Raw genomic sequence first — 19,141 nt, forward strand, 5'->3', positions numbered from 1 at the left:
CGATCCATGGGCAAATCGCTGGTCATTGTGGAATCCCCGGCTAAGGCCAAGACCATCAACAAGTACTTGGGTAACGAGTACGTGGTGAAGTCGAGTATCGGCCATATCCGAGACCTGCCCACCAGCGGTTCGGCTAGCGCCAGCAAGGAGCCTGCCGCCAAGCGCGGCAAGGCGGCTGCGGGCGAAGGTCCGGTGCTCACCCCTAAAGAGAAGGCGCGCAAGCAGCTGGTCTCGCGCATGGGTGTGGACCCGGATCATGGCTGGAAGGCCAAGTACGAAATCCTTCCGGGCAAGGAAAAGGTCATCGAAGAGCTGCGCCGGCTCGCCAAGGATGCCGACACCATCTATCTCGCAACGGACTTGGACCGCGAAGGGGAAGCCATTGCCTGGCACCTGCGGGAAGCCATTGGCGGTGATGACAGCCGCTACAAGCGTGTGGTGTTCAACGAAATCACCAAGAAAGCCATCCAGGAAGCCTTCTCCAAGCCAGGCGAGCTGGACATCGACCGCGTCAACGCCCAGCAGGCCCGTCGCTTCCTCGACCGCGTCGTGGGCTACATGGTCTCGCCGCTGCTGTGGGCCAAGATCGCTCGCGGCCTGTCCGCCGGCCGTGTGCAATCGGTTGCGGTAAAACTGGTGGTGGAGCGTGAGCGCGAGATCCGTGCGTTCATTCCTGAAGAGTATTGGGAAGTCCACGCCGACCTCGGCACCGCCAAGGGCGCCAACGTGCGCTTTGAAGTGGCCCGCGAGAAAGGCGAGGCCTTCAAGCCGCTGAACGAAGCCCAGGCCATGGCCGCGCTGGAGAAGCTCAAGGCTTCCAGCTACAGCATCGTCAAGCGTGAAGACAAACCGACCAGCAGCAAGCCGTCGGCGCCGTTCATCACTTCCACCTTGCAACAGGCCGCGAGCAACCGCCTGGGCTTTGGTGTGAAGAAGACCATGATGATGGCCCAGCGCTTGTACGAAGCCGGCTACATCACTTACATGCGTACTGACTCCACCAACCTGTCGCAAGACGCGGTGGCGATGGCGCGTACTTATATCGAAGGCGAGTTCGGCAAGAAGTACCTGCCGGAGAACCCGAACGTCTACAGCAGCAAGGAAGGCGCACAGGAGGCTCACGAAGCGATTCGTCCTTCCGACGCCAACACCACGCCGGCCAAGCTGACCGGCATGGAGCGCGACGCTGAGCGCCTCTACGAGCTGATCTGGCGCCAATTCCTGGCCTGCCAGATGCTGCCGGCGCAATACCTGTCCACCACGGTGACTGTGGCGGCTTCCGACTTCGAGCTGCGTGCCAAGGGCCGTATCCTCAAGTTCGACGGCTACACCCGTGTGATGCCGCAAATCGCCAAGCCAGGCGATGACGACGTACTGCCGGACATGGCCCAGGGCGACACGCTGAAACTGATCAAGCTCGATCCGTCCCAGCACTTCACCAAGCCGCCGGCCCGTTACTCGGAAGCCAGCCTGGTGAAAGAGATGGAAAAACGCGGTATCGGTCGTCCTTCGACTTATGCGGCGATCATCTCGACCATCCAGGACCGTGGCTACGTTGCGCTGCACAACCGTCGTTTCTACTCGGAAAAGATGGGCGACATCGTTACCGAGCGCTTGTCCGAGAGCTTCTCCAACCTGATGGACTACGGCTTCACCGCCGGCATGGAAGAGAACCTCGATGACGTGGCCCAGGGCGAACGCGACTGGAAAAACGTGCTGGACGAGTTCTACGGCGACTTCAAGAAGAAGCTCGAAGTGGCCGAAAGCCCGGAGCACGGCATGCGCGCCAACCAGCCGGTGATGACGGACATCCCGTGCCTGACCTGCGGCCGTCCGATGCAGATCCGGACCGCGTCCACTGGTGTTTTCCTCGGTTGCTCGGGCTACAGCCTGCCGCCGAAAGAGCGCTGCAAGGCCACGGTCAATCTGGTGCCGGGCGATGAAATTGCGGCTGACGACGAGGGTGAATCCGAGTCGCTGGTGCTGCGTGGCAAGCACCGTTGCCCGATCTGCAGCACGGCAATGGATGCCTACCTGCTGGACGAGAAGCACAAGCTGCACATCTGTGGTAACAACCCCGATTGCAACGGCTACGAGATTGAAGAGGGCACTTACCGCATCAAAGGCTATGAAGGTCCGAGCCTGGAGTGCGACAAGTGTGGCAGCGAGATGCAGCTCAAGACCGGCCGTTTTGGCAAGTTCTTCGGTTGCACCAATCCGACGTGCAAGAACACCCGCAAACTGCTGAAGAGCGGCGATGCGGCGCCACCGAAGATGGACCCGGTGAAGATGCCCGAGCTCAAGTGCGAGAAGGTCAACGACACTTACATCCTGCGTGATGGTGCTTCGGGCTTGTTCCTGGCTGCCAGCCAGTTCCCGAAAAACCGCGAGACCCGTGCACCGCTGGTGCTGGAGATCGTGCCGCACAAGGATGAGATCGATCCTAAGTACCACTTCCTGTGTGAAGCGCCTAAGAAGGACCCGGATGGTCGCCCAGCCGTGATCCGCTACAGTCGCAAGACCAAGGAGCAGTACGTGCAGACCGAAGTGGACGGCAAGCCTACCGGCTGGAAAGCGTTCTACGACGGCGGCAAGTGGAAGGTCGAGGACAAGCGCCAGGGCGCTTGATCGACTAACCTGTCGGAGTTGTAGGAACGGGCTTGCTGTGGCGAGGGAGCTTGCTCCCGCCGGACTGCGCAGCAGGCCCAAGCTTTGGGTGCGCTGCGCGTCCCAGCGGGAGCAAGCTCCCTCGTTACATTACAAAACCAGCATCAAGCCTCATTTCGTTGTGGAGACTGCCGTTATGGCCAACGAACTCTATACCCGTACCAATCAGAAAATTTACTTTGCGGGTTTGTCGCTGGAGGCCCTTGGCCGTGCCGAGGACGGGAAGGAGATGAATGCCATCGCGTTGGTCCAGGCGGGGCGTGAAGCGGCGTTGTTCCACCTGTACGGTGCTTTGCTGGGGCTGTGCCATGAGATCGCCGGGTTCTACCGCTTGCCCCAGGCCGGTTCGCCCCGCGCAGAAATGATCATGAACCGCGAGGTGCTGGAAACCATGGCCATCCCTGAGCTGGCCGAACTGGTGGAAATGGCCCAGAGCCCCGACAGTTGGGTGGCGCGCCTGCTCAAGGCCCATGCCGATATGTTCCAGCCTCCGCGCGTCCCCCATGTGCCCAAGGGCGATGTGACCCAGCCGCTGATCGTGGCAGTTGCGTTGGAAGAAGACGAGCCCAAGCCGTTGAGCCGGCAGGAGCTGGAAAGCTGGCGTCAGGACCTGAAAAAAATGGCACTGCGGTTTCGCGAAGGCTTGAACGAGTGCTGATGTACCCCACTGTTTTAGCGATGCAGCAGAGCGCGCCGTTCATCATGCTGTAAAGAAACCTCTTCAGATCCTCAGCGGGGCCGGGTGGATGACTGATATAATCCCGGCCTTTCGTGGAGAACTGACTTTTATGCCAACGTCCTTTCTGGAAATTGTTGAACTGCCTGACGGCCGAATCGAGCTGCGCCGGGCTGAGGACGAGGGTTCTCTGGTGACTTTGGACTTTTCCGAGGACGCAAAAGCGTTCCTGCAAGGCCAGCACGTGGAAGTGGCAAAAGCCATGTTGAGCGTTGGTGTGCAGATGGCAGGGCGTCTGGCGGAAGGCGAGCCGGAGAAGGATGATGGGCCGCGGGTTCTTCATTAAGAACCGAAGGTGGCTGCAGTGTAGAGAGCGGGCTTGCCCCGCGCTGGGCTACGAAGCGGCCCTAAATAGATTGATGCGGTCTATCAGGCATTCCACGGTGCCTGGTTTTGGGGCTGCTTCGCAGCCCAGCGCGAGCAAGCTCGCTCGCCACAACAAGCTCTCTGGCCACAGTGAGCGCCCCCACCACAGCTCAGCCTGTGACTTTATCCCAAGCGAATATTCAAGCTCTGAGCATCGCCCACGCGCGCTGCGCTGACCAACTGTTGCTTGGCGCTGGCATTCAGTGGATTCAACCAGCTCACCACCGTATGGCTACGGCCCAGGCGTAACGCTTCGCACGTCAACTGCTGGGCACTTTGCGCGCCACGTGGTTGCAGCAGCAGGATGCGCTCGCGGTTGAGGCCGGCGTCCCGCAGCCAGGCCTGGGTCAGGCTGGCGGGCGGGGCGATCAACGTCAACCAGCGGGCGTCGTCCTGTTCTTCGCTGAGTTCGCGCAGGATAGGCGCCAGCAGGCTCAGGCAGCTCCCGGCCGCACCGCGCAACGACAATTCACTGAACGCCTCGGGCTCGGCGCTCCAGGGCGCCTCGACCGTTTCCTTGAGGATAGGCGCAAGGGGTTGGGCCATGAAGGCCTCGAACAGCGACAGTTGTGTGTGTTGTGGGGTGTGCACGAGCTGCATGATGATGCCTCCTTTAGCGGCGAATGACGCCGACGCTCAAGCCTTCGATCACCAGGTCCTGATCTTTCAGGTTCACTTCAATCGGTGCGAACTCAGGGTTCTCGGCCAGGAGCCAGACCTTGCTGCCTTCGCGCTTGAAGCGTTTTACGGTGACTTCATCGCCGATACGGGCGACGACGATCTGGCCATTACGGGCTTCGCGGGTGGTGTGGACGGCCAGCAGGTCGCCATCGAAAATGCCCACGTCCTTCATGCTCATGCCATGGACCCGCAACAGGTAGTCGGCGCGAGGATGGAAGAAGGTCGGGTTGATGTTGCAGGATTCTTCGACATGCTGCTGTGCCAGGATCGGCGCACCGGCGGCGACGCGGCCGATGATCGGCAGTGTCGATTCGTCGGCCTTGGCTTCGAAGCCAGGGATGCGAATGCCGCGTGAAGCCCCCGGGGTCATCTCGATCGCGCCTTTGCGGGCGAGGGCCTTGAGGTGTTCCTCGGCGGCGTTGGGGGATTTGAACCCCAGTTCCAGCGCAATTTCCGCTCGTGTCGGCGGGTAGCCGTTGTCATCGAGGCAGCGCTTGATAAAAGCCAGAATCTCAGCTTGGCGTGGCGTCAGTTTTAGCATGTTGATCGCTCTGTCTTTTTATACAGTGACTGGGATTATATACAGTGAACTGCGCTTGGCAATCATCCTTTTCTGTCGCTCCGCTGGACGGTCATTCGTCACTCCTCCTACAAGCCAGAGATAGCGCTGCCTACAGACCAGGAAGGATGTGATTAAATAGCGACTAAATAGATGACTGACCGGCCGGAAAACGGACCCTCAGGGTTGACAAGACACACCCTGAAACGTATGTTTCAAACAAGTGTTTGTCAGGCGGAGTAGTCATGGCCCAGTCGGAAACCGTTGAACGCATTCTCGATGCTGCCGAGCAGTTGTTCGCGGAAAAAGGATTTGCTGAAACTTCATTGCGGCTGATCACCAGTAAGGCCGGGGTCAACCTCGCTGCAGTGAACTACCATTTCGGCTCGAAAAAAGCCCTGATCCAGGCCGTGTTCTCGCGCTTCCTGGGGCCATTCTGCGCCAGCCTCGACCGTGAGCTGGAACGCCGCCAGACCAAGCCTGACAACAAGCCAAGCCTGGAAGACCTGCTGGAAATCCTCGTCGAGCAAGCGCTGGTGGTGCAGCCGCGCAGCGGCAACGACCTGTCGATCTTCATGCGCTTGCTCGGCCTTGCTTTCAGCCAGAGCCAGGGCCACCTGCGGCGGTATCTGGAAGATATGTACGGCAAGGTATTCCGTCGTTATATGTTGCTGGTCAACGAAGCCGCCCCGCGCATCCCGCCGATCGAACTGTTCTGGCGTGTGCACTTCATGCTCGGCGCGGCAGCATTCAGCATGTCCGGGATCAAGGCGCTGCGGGCGATTGCCGAGACCGATTTTGGCGTAAATACCTCCATCGAGCAGGTCATGCGCCTGATGGTGCCATTCCTCGCCGCCGGCATGCGTGCCGAAACCGGCGTGACCGACCAGGCCATGGCTGCCGCGCAATTGCGCCCGCGCAGCAAATCCACCCCGGCTGTCGCCAAGGTTTGACCGTTCCGGGTGTGCGCGGCCGCTTGCATCCGCTAAGCTAGCCGCCCATGCCGAATTCAGCTATCTACTCGCAACCCGTTGTGTTCACCATGCCAATCGCATCGGGTGAGGACAACGGGTTGTGTGCGTTATTTAAGGAAGGTTTATGACTGCTGCCCTGCAAGGTTCTTTGATGGTCGACGTTGCCGGCACCTGGCTGACGGCCGAGGATCGCCACCTGTTGCGCCAGCCTGAAGTGGGCGGCCTGATCATTTTTGCGCGCAACATCGAGCATCCGCGCCAGGTACGCGAATTGAGCGCGGCGATTCGTGCGGTGCGCCCGGACCTGCTGCTGGCGGTCGACCAGGAAGGCGGTCGCGTGCAGCGTCTGCGCCAGGGCTTCGTACGCCTGCCGGCCATGCGTGCGCTGGCGGACAACCCCAACGCCGAATACCTGGCCGAGCAGTGCGGCTGGATCATGGCCACTGAAGTGCTGGCCGTGGGCCTCGACCTCAGCTTCGCTCCGGTGCTGGACCTGGATTACCAGCGCAGCGCCGTGGTCGGCACCCGTTCTTTTGAAGGCGACCCCGAGCGCGCCGCCGTGCTTGCCGGGGCTTTTATCCGTGGCATGAATAGCGCCGGTATGGCCGCCACCGGTAAGCATTTCCCAGGGCACGGTTGGGCTGAGGCCGATTCCCACGTTGCCATTCCCAATGACGAGCGCAGCCTGGAACAGATTCGCGCCAATGACTTGGTGCCTTTCGCACGCCTGAGTCAGCAGTTGGCGGCAGTCATGCCGGCCCACGTGATCTACCCGCAAGTCGATGCCCAGCCCGCAGGGTTTTCGCGGCGCTGGTTGCAAGACATCCTGCGCGGCGAGTTGCAATTTGATGGGGTGATTTTCAGCGATGACCTGTCCATGGCCGGTGCCCATGTGGTCGGCGATGCGGCCAGTCGGATCGAGGCGGCGCTGACGGCGGGTTGCGACATGGGGCTGGTGTGTAACGATCGCGCGGCGGCGGAGTTGGCACTGACTGCTGCCCAGCGGATGAAAGTGACGCCGTCGGCCCGCATCGCGCGGATGCGCGGGCAGGCGATTGCTTCGACAGATTACAAGCAAGCCCCGCGCTGGTTGGCGGCGCTGACTGCGTTGCGTGAGGCTCAGTTGATCGACTGAATACCGTGGTGTGGCCATCGCAGGCAAGCCAGCTCCCACATTCGACCGAGTGCCTATTTTGGAAGGCGCTCAAGCTGTGGGAGCGGGCTTGCCCGCGATAGCGATCTACAGCTCAGCGCTTCTCTTGCTTATTGGGCAACGGCGCAAACAACGCCTCAATATCCTCGTTCCCCAACTGCCAATCCCCCGTCGTGCGGCCATCCAGCACGCCGGCCGCCAGGTCGGACTTTTCCTTTTGCAGATGTTGGATTTTCTCCTCCACCGTGCCCCGTGCAATCATTTTGTAAACGAACACCGGCTTCTCCTGGCCAATGCGATACGCACGGTCGGTGGCCTGGTTTTCCGTGGCCGGGTTCCACCACGGGTCGTAATGGATCACCGTGTCGGCTTCGGTGAGGTTCAACCCCACGCCACCGGCCTTCAGGCTGATCAGGAAAATCTGCAGCTTGCCGCTTTGGAAGTCCTTCACCGGCGTGCGTCGATCCCGGGTCTGGCCGGTCAGCAGGGCGTAGGCGATGTCGCGTTTCTTCAACTCGACTTCGATCAGGCTGAGCATCGAGGTGAACTGCGAAAACAACAGGATCCGTCGCCCTTCGGCAAACAGTTCTTCGAGCATTTCCAGCAGGCTGTCGAGCTTGCCTGAGCTGCTGCCGCGGGCGGGCAGGGCGGCGTCGTTGACCAGGCGCAGGTCGCAGCAGACCTGGCGCAACTTCAGCAGCGCTTCAAGAATGATGATCTGGCTGCGCGCCACGCCCTTGCGGGTGATTTCATCGCGCACTTTCTTGTCCATGGCCAGGCGCATGGTTTCGTACACGTCGCGCTGGGCTTCGTTGAGATCGACCCAGTGGATGATCTCGGTCTTGGGCGGCAACTCCGTCGCCACTTGTTCTTTGGTGCGGCGCAGCAAGAAGGGTTTGATCCGACCGTTAAGGTGCTGCAATCGCACCTCGCTGGCGCGCTTTTCGATCGGCACGCGGTAATCACGGTTGAAGCTTTTCACATCACCCAGCCAGCCCGGCAGCAGGAAGTGGAACAGCGACCACAACTCGCCCAGGTGGTTTTCCAGTGGCGTACCGCTCAGGCACAGGCGCTGCCGTGCGTTCAGCTCACGGGCCGCCTGGGCGGCCTTGCTGTTGGGGTTCTTGATGTATTGGGCTTCATCGAGGATCAGCACGTGCAAGGGCTGGGCGGCAAGCACTTCGATGTCTTTGGGGAGCAGGGCATAGGTGGTCAGCAGCAGGTCATAGTCCTGCAAGCTGGCGAAATGTTTCTTACGCCCGGCACCGTAAAGTGCCAGAACTTTGAGTTGCGGGGTGAAGTGCGCAGCCTCATCGAGCCAGTTGGGAATCAGGCTGGTGGGCATCACCACCATGCAGGGCCGATCCAGGCGCCCGGCAGCTTTCTCGGTGAGAATATGCGCCAGGGTTTGCAGGGTTTTGCCCAGGCCCATGTCGTCCGCAAGAATGCCGCCGACATCGAGCTGACGCAGCGACTGCATCCAGCTCAAGCCTTCCAGTTGATACGGGCGCAAGGTCGCGTTCAGCCCGTCTGGCGCCACACAGCTGAAATCCTTGATGTCCCGCAGGCGCTGGGCGAAGTTGCGGATCTTCTCGCCGCCCTCCCATTGCAGCGGCAGGTCTTCCAGCGGGTTCAAGCGGATTGCATCCGCCTTTGCCAGGCGCAATGTTGTGGTGCCGGGTTCCTGTAGGTAAAACTCCCCCAGGGTTGCCAGCACCGGTTTCAAGCGGCCGTACGGCAGCGCCACTTGCAGCGGGCCGTGGCCGTTGGGCAGGCCGGGGATGTTCACCAGGATCAGCTCATCGTCGCGGCGTCGCGCAAGTTTCTCCGGGTTGAGGATCTCGGTGTGGGAGCGCATCAGGTTCAACAGGATCGGCAGCAAGCTCAGGCGTTCGCCGTTGACGATAATTCCCAGTTCCAGGTCGAACCAGTCGCGCTCCGGCCCTTCATCGACGGTGGCGTACCAATCGTCGACGGCGCTCAGGTCAAAGCCGAAATCCTCGTCGATCTGCAACTCCCAGCCCTCGGCGCGCAAGGTGGGCGACGCATTGAGGGTGAAGTTCAGCCAGGCACTGTCATTGACCATCTCGAACAGCTCGCCGGCACTTTCCGGCAAGGCTTTGCTCTGGCGGGTGGCGATCTTGAAACCCAACAGGCGCAGTTGCTCGCGATACGCTTGCTCCAGCTCCGGATGCCGCTTGATCCGCAGGCTCTGGGTGTCCTGACGGACGATGATGTCGGCGTTCTTCTGCCCGCTGACATAGTTGCCCAGGTAGTTGAACGACAGTGCCGCGCGGTGCTGGATATAGCGCTGCATCTTGCCATTGCGCGGTTCAAAGGCGCTGAACTCGACGCTGGCCAGCCACAGGCGCGGTACCGGCAGCACATCCTCCATGAGCACTTGCGGCAATACCACGCGGTTATCCAGCACGGCCTGGAGTTTTTCCAGCAGCTCGGCATCCTGGGCGGCGGCGGGGTAGTCCAGGGTTTCCTGGACCTTGAGCAGCACTGCTGCGATGTGTTTGCAGTTGGTGTGCACCGGGCAGGTACAGCGGCTGTCGACGAGGATCAGCGTGCCCTTGGCCGATTCGCGCAACGAGATGGTCTGCCGGTAGACGTTGCCGCCCGAACCCAAGCAACTGGCGATGATGGTGCTGTCGCCGGACTCGACGATGCGCACGCGATTCTCCAGGGCATAACGCCGCCCGCGCTCCAGGCTCTGCTCTTTAAAGCGATTGGCCCATGACGGGGCCAGGGGTTTGGTCAATTGCGACGTCAGGGGCATGGCGCTGGATCAGTCCTGAATGTCAGGCGGTGGTGCGCTGGGTGGCTTGGCGGTCAGCGAAGTGATCTTGATCAGCAAGGCCAGGTGGCCGCCGTCCAGGTAGTTGAGCTGGTTGTTCTTGGTGCGCACGTCGGTCTGGCTCAGATGTTCGCTGGCGATCACGCTGCCGTTGCTGTCGAACCTGTTGAGCCAGAAGTCGGCGTCGATGTCGGTGAAACGGCCCAATTGCAGGTTCAGTACACCTTCGATGGGGAACTGGCCGAACTGTTCCTGGCCGTCGGTGATCGCGACCTTTACCGGTTGTTCGCCGAGGTTTTGCTCCCAGGCCTTGTGCACCAGCACGGTGTAGCTGTTGTCGGCGCGCAGCTTGTCGACAATATTGCTCAGGCGTGGCGGGCTCATTTTATCGGCGTTCAGATGCATCGCCCCGGCATCCCAGTTTTCCGGCGCGGCGCGGCTGTTGAGCGGCGGCTCCGCATTCTGGCGCACCAGGATCATTTCCACCTGGTACGGGCTGTCGGCGAACGCCGACGGGGCCACGACCAGCAACAACAGGCTCAGGGTGCGGAACAGGCGCATGACGGCGTCCTTCAAACAGATTTCGGGATGAGGCGCTCAAACAGCGCCTCCAGGGTATTAAAGCGTTCTTCGGCGCGCTCCATTGGCACCATGAACTTGAACAGCGTAGCCCCTTCGAACTTGTAGCGGTTGGGCTGGCCCTGGATCAGTTTGATCAGCACCAGTGGGTCCACCGGCGTCTGCGCTTCAAACTCGATACGCCCGCCTTGCGGCCCGGCGTCGACCTTCTTGATCCCCAGTTGCTCGGCCTGCAATTTGAGCAGGGTCAGGCGCACGAGGTTCTTGGTCGGTTCCGGCAGCAGGCCGAAGCGGTCGATCATCTCCACTTGCAGGTCCTTGAGGCCTTCTTCGTCGGTGGCCGAAGCGATGCGCTTGTATAGGATCAGTCGCGCATGCACGTCGGGCAGGTAGTCCTCGGGAATCAACGCCGGCAAGCGCAGGTTGATCTCCGGACCGCCGCCCAGCGGCTGATCGAGGTTGGGTTGTTCGCCCTTGCGGATGGCTTTCACCGCGCGTTCGAGCATCTCCATATACAGCGTGAAACCCACCGCCTGGATCTGCCCGCTCTGGCCGTCGCCCAGCAGTTCGCCGGCGCCACGGATTTCTAGGTCGTTGGTGGCCAGTACAAAACCAGCGCCCAGGTCCTGGGTGTTGGCGATGGCCTCCAGGCGCTTTTCCGCGTCGGAGGTGATCTGTTGGCGCGGCGGCGTCAGTAAGTAGGCGTACGCCTGGTGGTGGCTGCGCCCGACCCGGCCACGCAGTTGGTGCAGTTGCGCCAGGCCGAACTTGTCGGCCCGCTCGATGATGATGGTGTTGGCGCTCGGTACGTCGATGCCGGTCTCGATGATGGTCGAGGCGATCAGCACGTTGAAGCGCTTGTGGTAGAAGTCGCTCATCACCTGTTCGAGTTCACGTTCGCGCATCTGCCCATGGCCGATGGCGATACGCGCCTCCGGCACCAGCTCGGCGAGGTCGGCGGCGCATTTCTCGATGGTCTTCACGTCGTTGTGCAGGTAATACACCTGCCCGCCGCGCAGCAGTTCACGCAGCAGCGCTTCCTTGACCGTGCTTTTGTTCTGCTCCATCACAAAGGTGCGCACCGACAGGCGGCGCGCCGGCGGCGTGGCGATGATCGACAGATCGCGCATGCCCGACACCGCCATGTTCAGCGTGCGCGGAATCGGCGTGGCGGTGAGGGTGAGGATGTCGACTTCGCTGCGCAGGGCCTTGAGCTGTTCTTTCTGGCGCACACCAAAGCGGTGCTCTTCGTCGATGATCACCAGGCCCAGGTTCTTGATTTTCACGTCGTCCGACAGCAGCTTGTGGGTGCCGATCACGATGTCGATCTTGCCTTCGGCCAAATCGGCGACGGCGGCATTCACTTCCTTGGCCGACTTGAAGCGGCTCATCACTTCCACGGTCACCGGCCAGTCGGCGAAGCGGTCGCGAAAGCTGTTGTAGTGCTGTTGGGCGAGCAGGGTGGTGGGCACCAGGATCGCCACCTGGCGGCCGCCGTGTACCGCAATGAAGGCGGCGCGCATGGCCACTTCGGTCTTGCCGAAGCCTACGTCGCCGCAGACCAGGCGGTCCATCGGCTTGGGTGCGAGCATGTCGGCACGCACCGCTTCGATGGTGGTTTGCTGGTCTGGGGTTTCTTCGAAGGGGAAGCCGGCGCTGAAGGTGGCGTAGTCGGCTTTCGGGTCGGCGAACGCATAGCCTTCGCGGGCGGCGCGGCGGGCATAAATGTCGAGCAACTCGGCGGCCACGTCGCGCACCTGTTCGGCGGCCTTGCGCTTGGCTTTCTGCCAGGTCTCGGAGCCCAGGCGGTGCAACGGTGCCAGCGCGTCGTCGCTGCCGGTGTAGCGCGCGATCAGGTGCAGGTTGGCCACCGGCACGTAGAGCTTGGCGCCCTCGGCGTATTCCATGGTGAGGAATTCTGCGGCCTGGTTGTCGATCTCCAGGGTTTGCAGGCCGAGATAACGCCCGACACCGTGGTCGATATGCACCACCGGCGCGCCTTCGCGCAGTTCGGTAAGGTTCTTGATTACCGCGTCGTTGTTGGCGTCGGCGCGTTTTTCACGACGGCGGCGCTGCATCACGCGTTGGCCGAACAGCGGGCTCTCGGCGATCAGTGCCAGGGCCGGGTCGTCCAGCAGCAGGCCTTCATCCAGCGGCGCGATGGTAATCGCCAGGCGGTCTTTGCCTTTGACGAAATCCGGCCAGCTGTCGACGGTTTTCGGTCGCAGTTTCAGGCGTTCGAGCAGTTCCAGCAGCACTTCACGGCGGCCGGCGGATTCGGCGGTAAACAGCACGCGGCCAGGGAAATCGCCGAGGAAGTTGGACAGCGCTTCCAGTGGCTGGTTGGCCTTGGCTTCAATCGCCAGGTTGGGCAGCGCCTGCGCGGGAAAGCGCTCGCGGCCACTGCCAGCGTCCACGTCCTGTTGGCTGGCGACCACGCGCGGCCAGTTTTTCAGGCGGGCGAAGCAGTCTTCCACCGGCAGGAACAACTCGGCGGGCGGCAATAAAGGCCGGGACGGATCGACGCGGCGTTCTTCGTAGCGGTTGCGCACGTCGTTCCAGAAGTTTTCCGCCGCTTGCTCGATGCCTGGCAGGGAGAACACCTGGGTGTCCTGGGGCAGGTAATCGAACAGGGTGGAGGTTTCGTCGAAGAACAACGGCAGGTAGTACTCGATACCAGCGGGTGTAATCCCGCTGCTCAAGTCCTGGAAGATCGGGCAGCGGCGGAAGTCGACGTCGAAGCGTTCACGGAAGCGCGCCTTGAAGCGGGTGACCGCATCCTTTTGCAACGGGAATTCCCGCGCGGGCAGCAACTTGATCGAATCGACTTTATCGATGGAGCGCTGGTTTTCCGGATCGAAGGTGCGCAGGGTCTCGATTTCGTCATCGAACAGGTCGATGCGATACGGCAACTTGCTGCCCATCGGAAACAGGTCGATCAGCGCGCCACGTACGGCGAACTCACCGTGCTCGTACACCGTGTCCACGCAGCGGTAGCCGCTGGCTTCCAGGCGCGTGCGCATCTGCTCTACATCGAGCTTCTGGCCGACATCCAGCACCAGGCTGCTGCCCAACAGGAACTTGGTCGGCGCCAGGCGGTGCAGGGCGGTGGTGATCGGCACCACCAGCACGCCGTGGGCCAGTTCCGGCAGGCGGTACAGGCTGGCGATGCGCTGGGAGATGATGTCCTGGTGCGGCGAGAACAGGTCGTAGGGCAGGGTTTCCCAGTCGGGAAAATGCAGCACCGGCAAATCGGGGGCGAAGAAGCTCAGCTCCTGCTCCAGCCGTTCGGCGCTTTGGCTGTCGGCGGTGAGCAGCAGGGTAAAGCGCTTGGCTGCGCTGGCAGCCTCGGCGATGGCCAGGCTCAGGGCGGCACCGGGCAGGTTGCCCCAGTGCTGTTTGCCTGCCGCAGCAGGGAGAAGCGGTAGACGCAGGACGGGCACGGAAGGTTGAGCTCCAAGCGTTGCGACAAAGTCGGTAATTGTAACGGGGCAAGGCGCCGTCTGTCAGTTGCTGACTGCGCCTATTACGGTTTGTAGGAAATGTAGTGGCTAAGACAAACAATGGCGGGTTTTGACTCAATATGTAGTGCCAAAACTGCTCAGGTTTTCGGAGGGTTACGGACAAGTCGCGTGCCGCGCTCAACTGATGGCCTTCTGAAACCCGCGTGTTTACTGGGCTCCAGCGCGGTGCCTGTTTTTCGCAAGCACTTTTTGTTGGGTTGCGCGCATTGCTCCGAGGGCGGTCGGGCGGCATAATGTAGCCCCTTTTTTCTGCCCCTACATGTGGAAGGTTCCCGTGACTCAGAAGCCCGACCAGTGTCTTGGTGAATGGATCGACCGTGAAGCACTCGCAGAAGCGATGATTCCGCTTATCGGCCAGCTGTACCGCAATAACAATGTGGTGAGCTCGATCTATGGCCGCAGCCTGATCAACCAGTCTGTCATCGCGATTCTCAAAGCTCACCGCTTTGCGCGCCATCGCTCCGCCGACGACAGCGAACTCTCCGTCCACGAAACATTCCCGCTGCTTAAAGCCATGAGCGAGCTCAAGCTCGGCGCGGCTTCGGTAGACCTGGGCAAGCTGGCCTACAAATTCCGCAAGGAAGGCGCCGGGCGTACCGCCGAGCAGTTCGTGCGTGAAGAATTGGCCGATGTGGTGGGTCAGCAAAACGCCGCTGCCCGCAAAGGCACCGACGTTGTGCTGTACGGCTTCGGTCGTATCGGCCGCCTGCTGGCGCGCATCCTGATCGAAAAAACCGGTGGCGGCGACGGCCTGCGCCTGCGTGCCATCGTGGTGCGTAAAGGCGCCGACAACGACCTGACCAAGCGCGCAAGCCTCTTGCGTCGTGATTCGGTGCACGGTCCGTTCAACGGCACCATCACCATCGACGAAGAAAACAACACCATCACCGCCAACGGTAACCTGATCCAGGTGATCTACGCGAAGAACCCGACTGAGGTGGACTACACCCAGTACGGCATCAAAGACGCGCTGCTGGTGGACAACACCGGTGTGTGGCGTGACGCCGAAGGCCTGGGCCAGCACCTGGCCTGCCCGGGTATCGACCGCGTTGTCCTGACCGCTCCGGGCAAGGGCAAGCTGAAGAACATCGTTCACGGCATCAACCACGGTGAAATCACCGCTGACGACAAGATCGTGTCCGCCGCTTCCTGCACCACCAACGCCATTGTGCCGGTGCTCAAGGCGGTGAATGACAAGTTCGGCATCGTCAACGGTCACGTTGAGACAGTTCACTCGTACACCAACGACCAGAACCTGATCGACAACTTCCACAAGGGCGATCGCCGTGGCCGCAGCGCCGCGTTGAACATGGTCATCACCGAGACCGGTGCTGCCACTGCCGCCGCCAAGGCCCTGCCTGAACTGGCCGGCAAGCTGACCGGTAACGCGATCCGCGTTCCGACGCCTAACGTGTCGATGGCCATTCTCAACCTGAACCTTGAGAAAGCCGCTACCCGCGAAGAGATGAACGAGTACCTGCGCTTCATGGCGCTGCACTCCGATCTGCATAAGCAAATCGACTTCGTCAATTCCCAGGAAGTGGTCTCCACCGACTTCGTTGGCTCGCGCCACGCCGGTGTGGTGGACGCTGAAGCGACCATCACCCAGGACAACCGTGTTGTCCTGTACGTGTGGTACGACAACGAGTTCGGCTACAGCTGCCAGGTGGTTCGCGTGATGGAAGACATGGCCGGGGTCAACCCGCCTGCGTTCCCGCGCTAAGCATCAGCGCTGAATGAAAAAGCCCCGACTGGTTCGGGGCTTTTTTGTGGCTGAGGGGTTTGTGCTGGTTGTGAGCGCCTCATCGCGGGCAAGCCCGCTCCCACAGGGCGTTGCATTCCAAATGTGGGAGCGGGCTTGCCCGCGAAGGCGTCAGCTCAGTCAACCGATCAGTTTCAGTCCAGCAGCCCCTCTGACAACCCCTTGGGCGCCAGCCAGATTCCCAGGTAAGCCTTCGCCAGTTCACGGTCGCGACTGCTGAACACCACCTGGCCATTGATCTCCAGATTCAAGCCGCGCGCTGCTCGATAATCCAGCGCATACCGATCGCCCCGGCGTATGTCGCGAAAGTGGGCGTGCAGCCGGGCCACTGCGGGCTTCAAGCGCGCGTCGGCTTGCTGGCGCTCCAGCGTGCTATTGGCCGCCTTGATCACATCGCTGCGATCAATGTCGCGGTAGTAATACAGCTCAAGACGCAGGTCCTGTTGCTGATGCCAGGCGAGCTTCGCGCTGGTGTCAGGCGGGGCGTACAGGGCGGCTGCGTACACATCGGCCCAGAGGTAGGTGAGCACGGTCTGGTTTTTCAGGGTCAGCGCATGCGCCTGCACCGGAAAATCCGCTTGCCTGAGACGATCTGCCTCATTGGCTTGGGCTGTGGGCGCCAACATCAGCAATAGACAAAAAAGCGCATGCCGCATAATGGCCAGTCCTGAAAGGGTGCGTGCCTACAGGTTAATTCAATTTGCGATGGCGACTGGATTTATGGGTGATCTGCGACAAGTGGTGATGATGGGGATGCTTGCCCTGCTGGCGGGATGCGGTGGCGAGACGCTGGAGCACTTTGAAGGCCCGACCATGGGCAGTACGTATTCGGTCCAGTACGTCAGAACGGCCCATACTCCGGCGCCGAAAGAGCTTCAACGCCAAGTGGAAAATCTCTTGGATGAGGTTGACCGGCAAATGTCGACCTACCGCAGCGATTCGGACATCGAGCGCTTTAACGCCCTGCCGGCGCACAGTTGCCAGCCCATGCCCGAGCCGATCCTGCAGTTGGTGCGCACCGGGGAGCAGTTGTCCCTGGCCAGTGACGGCGCGTTTGACCTGACGGTCGAGCCGTTGCTCAACCTGTGGGGCTTCGGCCCCCAGGCGCGTGAGCTGAAGGTGCCGGACGCGGCGACGCTGGCGCAGGTCCGCCAGCGGGTTGGCCACCAGCACCTGCGCATCAATGGCGCACAGTTGTGCAAGGACGCCGCCGTCGAGGTCGACTTCAACAGCATCGCCGCCGGTTACGCAGTGGATCGCATCGCCGAGTTGTTGGCCGGGCAGGGCATCCACCGCTACCTCGCCGAAGCGACGGGCGAACTCAAGGCTGCCGGGCGCAAACCGGACGGCACACCCTGGCGCATCGCCCTGGAAGAGCCGCGTGACGATCAACGGGTCGCCGAAAGAATCATCGCCGTGGATGGCTTTGGTGTGTCCACTTCAGGTGACTATCGCAATTATTTCCAGCAGGATGGACAGCGTTATTCCCACACGCTGGATGCGCGCAGTGGTGCGCCGGTCAGGCATCGACTGGCGTCGGTGACGGTGTTGCATCCGTCGGCGCTGATGGCCGATGGGTTGTCGACGTTGCTGTTGGTGCTTGGGCCTGAACAGGCGTGGAACTACGCCGAACAACAGCAGATCGCGGCGTTTTTTGTGCTGCGTGAGGGCGAAGGTTTCGTCACGCGCAGTAACAAGGCATTCGAGCAACTGACGGCGCTGAAACCGTAATCGGCAGCCTGTAGTAAAGGCAAGACTGGCCTACGACGCGACCAAGGGTTAATGTGCGCGGCGTTGAGCCTTATATAGACTGTGCCCCGGTTCACACACTTGAGCCAAATTGTCCTTCATGACCGCTGGCCGCGGCATGATTTAGCCCGGCGTCCAACCGTACGCCTGGCCTGTTCTGAGGAGTACGCATGGCTGTCTACAACTACGACGTGGTGGTACTGGGTTCCGGCCCGGCTGGAGAAGGTGCGGCGATGAACGCCGCGAAGGCAGGGCGCAAGGTGGCGATGGTCGATAGCCGTCGCCAGGTCGGCGGTAACTGCACCCACCTGGGTACCATCCCGTCCAAGGCGTTGCGTCACTCCGTACGCCAGATCATGCAGTTCAACACCAACCCGATGTTCCGGGCCATTGGTGAGCCGCGCTGGTTCTCGTTCCCGGACGTGCTGAAAAGCGCCGAGAAAGTCATCTCCAAGCAGGTCGCCTCGCGCACTGGCTACTACGCGCGCAACCGTGTCGACCTGTTCTTCGGTACCGGCAGTTTCGCCGACGAGCAAACCATCGAAGTGGTCTGCTCCAATGGCGTGGTCGAAAAGCTGGTGGCCAAGCACATCATCATCGCCACGGGTTCGCGCCCGTATCGTCCGGCGGACATCGATTTCCACCACCCGCGTATCTACGATAGCGACACCATCCTGAGCCTGGGCCACACCCCGCGCAAACTGATCATCTACGGCGCCGGCGTGATCGGCTGTGAATACGCCTCGATCTTCAGCGGCCTGGGTGTGCTGGTGGAGCTGGTGGACAACCGCGACCAGTTGCTGAGCTTCCTCGACTCGGAAATTTCCCAGGCGTTGAGCTACCACTTCAGCAACAACAACATCACCGTGCGCCACAATGAAGAGTACGAGCGCGTCGAAGGCCTGGACAACGGCGTGATCCTGCACCTCAAGTCCGGCAAGAAGATCAAGGCCGACGCCTTGCTGTGGTGCAACGGCCGTACCGGCAACACCGACAAGCTGGGCATGGAAAACATCGGGGTCAAGGTCAACAGCCGTGGCCAGATCGAGGTGGACGAGAACTACCGCACCTGCGTGCCGAACATCTACGGCGCCGGTGACGTGATCGGCTGGCCAAGCCTGGCCAGTGCCGCGCATGACCAGGGCCGTTCGGCCGCTGGCAGCATCGTCGACAATGGCAGCTGGCGTTATGTGAACGACGTGCCGACCGGGATCTACACGATTCCCGAGATCAGCTCGATCGGCAAGAACGAGCACGAACTGACCAAGGCCAAGGTGCCTTACGAAGTGGGCAAGGCGTTCTTCAAGAGCATGGCGCGTGCGCAGATCGCCGGTGAGCCCCAAGGCATGCTGAAGATCCTGTTCCACCGCGAAACCCTGGAAGTCCTCGGCGTGCATTGCTTCGGCTATCAGGCGTCGGAGATCGTGCACATCGGCCAGGCGATCATGAACCAGCCGGGCGAGCAGAATACCCTCAAGTATTTTGTGAACACGACGTTCAACTACCCGACCATGGCCGAAGCCTATCGGGTAGCCGCCTACGACGGTCTCAACCGGCTTTTTTGAGCGGCTCCGGCCGGTGGCCTGAG

Annotated in this window: 14 protein-coding genes; 8 read left to right on the top strand and 6 right to left on the bottom strand. The window is 61.3% G+C overall.

From position 1 onward, the window contains the following. Positions 1–6: 6 nt before the first annotated feature. The 3 genes from topA (at position 7) to IB241_RS12115 (ending at position 3,689) form a co-directional block, all read left to right on the top strand. Positions 7–2,628, top strand: a complete 2,622-nt coding sequence (gene topA, locus IB241_RS12105; protein ID WP_192298625.1) for a type I DNA topoisomerase — start codon at positions 7–9, stop codon at positions 2,626–2,628. Between the two features lie 175 nt (positions 2,629–2,803). Continuing rightward, on the top strand, positions 2,804–3,325 hold the full coding sequence (locus IB241_RS12110) for a DUF6586 family protein (protein WP_192298626.1): 522 nt from the start codon (positions 2,804–2,806) through the stop codon (positions 3,323–3,325). A gap of 130 nt (positions 3,326–3,455) precedes the next feature. Next, positions 3,456–3,689, top strand: a complete 234-nt coding sequence (locus IB241_RS12115; protein WP_026136850.1) for a hypothetical protein — start codon at positions 3,456–3,458, stop codon at positions 3,687–3,689. Positions 3,690–3,892: 203 nt separating this feature from the next. Here the strand turns inward: IB241_RS12115 and sulA are convergent, their stop codons facing one another. Continuing rightward, a complete protein-coding gene (sulA, locus tag IB241_RS12120; RefSeq protein ID WP_192298627.1) occupies positions 3,893–4,369 on the bottom strand; it encodes an SOS-induced cell division inhibitor SulA in 477 nt (158 codons plus the stop codon). Positions 4,370–4,382: 13 nt separating this feature from the next. Next, positions 4,383–4,991 (bottom strand): transcriptional repressor LexA, encoded by a 609-nt coding sequence (lexA, locus tag IB241_RS12125; RefSeq protein ID WP_003172575.1) that lies wholly within the window; start codon positions 4,989–4,991, stop codon positions 4,383–4,385. 263 nt (positions 4,992–5,254) lie between these two features. On the opposite strand from lexA, the gene IB241_RS12130 reads away from it, so the two are divergent. Then, positions 5,255–5,962, top strand: coding sequence for a TetR/AcrR family transcriptional regulator (locus tag IB241_RS12130; RefSeq protein ID WP_192298628.1), 708 nt, complete (start codon positions 5,255–5,257; stop codon positions 5,960–5,962). A 145-nt stretch (positions 5,963–6,107) separates the two neighbouring features. Next, on the top strand, positions 6,108–7,118 hold the full coding sequence (nagZ, locus tag IB241_RS12135) for a beta-N-acetylhexosaminidase (RefSeq protein WP_192298629.1): 1,011 nt from the start codon (positions 6,108–6,110) through the stop codon (positions 7,116–7,118). Positions 7,119–7,230: 112 nt separating this feature from the next. Here nagZ and IB241_RS12140 read toward each other — a convergent pair whose 3' ends face one another. From IB241_RS12140 to mfd, 3 genes are read right to left on the bottom strand one after another with little or no spacing between them, the layout of a single operon-like run. Then, a complete protein-coding gene (locus IB241_RS12140) occupies positions 7,231–9,921 on the bottom strand; it encodes a DEAD/DEAH box helicase (RefSeq protein WP_192298630.1) in 2,691 nt (896 codons plus the stop codon). Positions 9,922–9,930: 9 nt separating this feature from the next. Continuing rightward, complete coding sequence (locus IB241_RS12145) at positions 9,931–10,500, bottom strand: CsiV family protein (protein WP_192298631.1); 570 nt, start codon at positions 10,498–10,500, stop codon at positions 9,931–9,933. A gap of 11 nt (positions 10,501–10,511) precedes the next feature. Then, entirely contained in the window at positions 10,512–13,961 is a 3,450-nt protein-coding gene (gene mfd / locus IB241_RS12150) for a transcription-repair coupling factor (protein WP_192298632.1), read from the bottom strand. 340 nt (positions 13,962–14,301) lie between these two features. Here mfd and IB241_RS12155 point away from each other — a divergent pair, with 340 nt between their 5' ends. Beyond that, a complete protein-coding gene (locus IB241_RS12155) occupies positions 14,302–15,765 on the top strand; it encodes a glyceraldehyde-3-phosphate dehydrogenase (protein ID WP_192298633.1) in 1,464 nt (487 codons plus the stop codon). Positions 15,766–15,938: 173 nt separating this feature from the next. Here the strand turns inward: IB241_RS12155 and IB241_RS12160 are convergent, their stop codons facing one another. Next, positions 15,939–16,460, bottom strand: coding sequence for a chalcone isomerase family protein (locus IB241_RS12160; RefSeq protein ID WP_192298634.1), 522 nt, complete (start codon positions 16,458–16,460; stop codon positions 15,939–15,941). A 64-nt stretch (positions 16,461–16,524) separates the two neighbouring features. Here IB241_RS12160 and IB241_RS12165 point away from each other — a divergent pair, with 64 nt between their 5' ends. Together IB241_RS12165 and sthA are read left to right on the top strand one after the other, a co-directional pair. Continuing rightward, positions 16,525–17,535: an FAD:protein FMN transferase gene (locus IB241_RS12165; protein WP_225595458.1), complete on the top strand. Its 1,011-nt coding sequence runs from the start codon at positions 16,525–16,527 to the stop codon at positions 17,533–17,535. Between the two features lie 188 nt (positions 17,536–17,723). After that, the gene (gene sthA, locus IB241_RS12170; protein ID WP_017526644.1) at positions 17,724–19,118 is read left to right on the top strand and encodes a Si-specific NAD(P)(+) transhydrogenase; all 1,395 of its coding nucleotides are present in this window, start codon (positions 17,724–17,726) and stop codon (positions 19,116–19,118) included. Positions 19,119–19,141: the final 23 nt, after the last annotated feature.

It is taken from the genome of Pseudomonas sp. PDM05 (assembly GCF_014851685.1).
Taxonomy (GTDB): Bacteria; Pseudomonadota; Gammaproteobacteria; order Pseudomonadales; family Pseudomonadaceae; genus Aquipseudomonas.

What these genes read in the sequence shown, in the direction of transcription:
- topA (WP_192298625.1), top strand. Translation starts at nt 7, where the DNA reads ATGGGCAAATCGCTGGTCATTGTGGAATCCCCGGCTAAGGCCAAGACC.
- IB241_RS12115 (WP_026136850.1), top strand. Translation starts at nt 3,456, where the DNA reads ATGCCAACGTCCTTTCTGGAAATTGTTGAACTGCCTGACGGCCGAATC.
- sthA (WP_017526644.1), top strand. Translation starts at nt 17,724, where the DNA reads ATGGCTGTCTACAACTACGACGTGGTGGTACTGGGTTCCGGCCCGGCT.
- IB241_RS12140 (WP_192298630.1), bottom strand. Translation starts at nt 9,921, where the DNA reads ATGCCCCTGACGTCGCAATTGACCAAACCCCTGGCCCCGTCATGGGCC.
- lexA (WP_003172575.1), bottom strand. Translation starts at nt 4,991, where the DNA reads ATGCTAAAACTGACGCCACGCCAAGCTGAGATTCTGGCTTTTATCAAG.
- IB241_RS12145 (WP_192298631.1), bottom strand. Translation starts at nt 10,500, where the DNA reads ATGCGCCTGTTCCGCACCCTGAGCCTGTTGTTGCTGGTCGTGGCCCCG.
- IB241_RS12130 (WP_192298628.1), top strand. Translation starts at nt 5,255, where the DNA reads ATGGCCCAGTCGGAAACCGTTGAACGCATTCTCGATGCTGCCGAGCAG.
- IB241_RS12110 (WP_192298626.1), top strand. Translation starts at nt 2,804, where the DNA reads ATGGCCAACGAACTCTATACCCGTACCAATCAGAAAATTTACTTTGCG.
- IB241_RS12165 (WP_225595458.1), top strand. Translation starts at nt 16,525, where the DNA reads ATGGGTGATCTGCGACAAGTGGTGATGATGGGGATGCTTGCCCTGCTG.
- sulA (WP_192298627.1), bottom strand. Translation starts at nt 4,369, where the DNA reads ATGCAGCTCGTGCACACCCCACAACACACACAACTGTCGCTGTTCGAG.
- IB241_RS12155 (WP_192298633.1), top strand. Translation starts at nt 14,302, where the DNA reads ATGTGGAAGGTTCCCGTGACTCAGAAGCCCGACCAGTGTCTTGGTGAA.
- nagZ (WP_192298629.1), top strand. Translation starts at nt 6,108, where the DNA reads ATGACTGCTGCCCTGCAAGGTTCTTTGATGGTCGACGTTGCCGGCACC.
- IB241_RS12160 (WP_192298634.1), bottom strand. Translation starts at nt 16,460, where the DNA reads ATGCGGCATGCGCTTTTTTGTCTATTGCTGATGTTGGCGCCCACAGCC.